General features: G+C 53.4%; 1 protein-coding gene and 1 rRNA gene. Both read right to left on the bottom strand.

Features of this window, described 5'->3' with window-relative positions; translation table 11 throughout:
- Positions 1-72: 72 nt before the first annotated feature.
- Positions 73-1598 (bottom strand): 16S ribosomal RNA (locus ACNPM8_RS11355).
- Between the two features lie 518 nt (positions 1599-2116).
- Positions 2117-2632, bottom strand: a complete 516-nt coding sequence (locus ACNPM8_RS11350) for a GtrA family protein (RefSeq protein WP_402735843.1) — start codon at positions 2630-2632, stop codon at positions 2117-2119.
- Between the last annotated feature and the right edge of the window lie 238 nt (positions 2633-2870).

Here is a 2870-nt window from a genome sequence, read left to right as displayed (position 1 = left end):
TCCACCCATGAGCAACCCACCCGGACAACACTCGTGTCCAGCATGGGCAACCAATAATGGTTAGCTCCTTAGAAAGGAGGTGATCCAGCCGCACCTTCCGGTACGGCTACCTTGTTACGACTTAGTCCCAATCGCCAGTCCCACCTTCGACGACTCCCCCCACACAAGGTGGTTAGGCCATCGGCTTCGGGTGTTACCAACTTTCGTGACTTGACGGGCGGTGTGTACAAGGCCCGGGAACGTATTCACCGCAGCGTTGCTGATCTGCGATTACTAGCGACTCCGACTTCATGGGGTCGAGTTGCAGACCCCAATCCGAACTGAGACCGGCTTTTAGGGATTAGCTCCACCTCACAGTATCGCAACCCATTGTACCGGCCATTGTAGCATGCGTGAAGCCCAAGACATAAGGGGCATGATGATTTGACGTCATCCCCACCTTCCTCCGAGTTGACCCCGGCAGTCTCCCATGAGTCCCCACCTTTACGTGCTGGCAACATGGAACGAGGGTTGCGCTCGTTGCGGGACTTAACCCAACATCTCACGACACGAGCTGACGACAACCATGCACCACCTGTGAACCAGCCCCGAAGGGAAACCCCATCTCTGAGGCGGTCTGGCACATGTCAAGCCTTGGTAAGGTTCTTCGCGTTGCATCGAATTAATCCGCATGCTCCGCCGCTTGTGCGGGCCCCCGTCAATTCCTTTGAGTTTTAGCCTTGCGGCCGTACTCCCCAGGCGGGGCACTTAATGCGTTAGCTACGGCGCGGAAAACGTGGAATGTCCCCCACACCTAGTGCCCAACGTTTACGGCATGGACTACCAGGGTATCTAATCCTGTTCGCTCCCCATGCTTTCGCTCCTCAGCGTCAGTAAATGCCCAGAGACCTGCCTTCGCCATCGGTGTTCCTCCTGATATCTGCGCATTTCACCGCTACACCAGGAATTCCAGTCTCCCCTACATCACTCTAGTCTGCCCGTACCCACCGCAGATCCGAGGTTGAGCCTCGGACTTTCACGGCAGACGCGACAAACCGCCTACGAGCTCTTTACGCCCAATAAATCCGGATAACGCTTGCGCCCTACGTATTACCGCGGCTGCTGGCACGTAGTTAGCCGGCGCTTCTTCTGCAGGTACCGTCACTTTCGCTTCTTCCCTACTGAAAGAGGTTTACAACCCGAAGGCCGTCATCCCTCACGCGGCGTCGCTGCATCAGGCTTTCGCCCATTGTGCAATATTCCCCACTGCTGCCTCCCGTAGGAGTCTGGGCCGTGTCTCAGTCCCAGTGTGGCCGGTCACCCTCTCAGGCCGGCTACCCGTCGTCGCCGTGGTGAGCCATTACCTCACCAACAAGCTGATAGGCCGCGAGTCCATCCCCCACCGATAAATCTTTCCACCAACAACCATGCGGTCAAAGGTAATATCCGGTATTAGACCCAGTTTCCCGGGCTTATCCCAGAGTCGGGGGCAGGTTACTCACGTGTTACTCACCCGTTCGCCACTAATCCACCCAGCAAGCTGGGCTTCATCGTTCGACTTGCATGTGTTAAGCACGCCGCCAGCGTTCATCCTGAGCCAGGATCAAACTCTCCATAAAAAAATAAAAAGCCACCGGCAACCCCTTGGAAAATAAGGGCGAAGCCAATGAAGTCCTGGCGAATAATAAAACACTCAAGAACACTGCACGGGGGTGCAATGCCTCAAGCAAATGTTATGTATTCACCAAATAAAAATATTCGGTATCAACAAACTTGGCACACTATTGAGTTCTCAAACAACAAACACTCTCGACACCACAACCACCAATCCTTCGATGACTGCTTCGCTCCGGAGCAACTTTTCCAACTTACCAGAGTTCCTGATCCGATCAAAATCGGCGGAAAACCTTCAGTGAAAAGTGATTGGCTGCCGGGTAAACAAACGGTAGATTCCGTGTTGTTTCCGTTCCGGCAACAGATAAAAACTATACACAGGTTTTCAGGGCTCCGCAAATCGGCAGGGCACTTTTGACAGTGATCGTGGTTACACTGTGGCGGCATAATCCGCGGGCGTACTCTGACGCCCTGACAGTTGAACAAATCTGCAGCGGAATCGCGACTGCTTTGCTCCTGCGGTTTACAGGATCTCTGTACGTTTATGGAGCGTATTCAGGAAGACAAACTTCTTCATTGCCCACCATCGGAAGATCATCCCAAGTAACGTCCCGATAATTGGTCCGGCGATAAAGTCGGCGATCTCCTGGACGATAAAAGAAACGTGTGGTTCCGTGATTCCAAAGATCCAACGGGATACATAAACCGGCGCCGCAGTAATTCCAATAGCTACCGTAGACATGCCGACGAATTTGATGAACTGAATACGTTTGAGGCCGTGGGCGACATCCCCAAAGGTAAACCGTCTCGAGAGGTAGTAGGAAACTACCGTGGCCGCTGCATTAGCGATAAGAAAAGCTGAAGTTGGATGCGCCCCCAGAATCGTGAACTTCAATCCGTAATTCACTGCCAAGGTCAGGAGGAAGCAGAATCCTCCTATGCCCAGGAAGTACAGAGCTCTCTTTCGTTCCCGGTACTGTTTTGGGCGCGATGGATCCCGTGCGCCTTCATCGCTAAATGCTTTGGCTCTGCCACTCATGGATCAAGCATAGACATCCCAGGATCGGCGAATAGAAAATTGAAACTTAATCAGGGCGGTTCTTAGTTATCCATATGGGTCACCTTGCACAGCATGCTCAGATTGAAGCTCATGAGCTTCCAGCGATGTATGAGTCGGACATTTTCGTGGCAGCGTCCAATGGCCAGGATGGGGGCAATGAGTTGTTATGCCCTGCGGCTCAACGGGCTCAACGGGCTCAACGGGCTCAACGGGCTCA

The organism is Glutamicibacter sp. AGC46 (genome assembly GCF_053543715.1).
The sequence above is the reverse complement of the archived record's forward strand: the minus strand, read 5'-3'. Positions and strand labels throughout refer to the sequence as shown.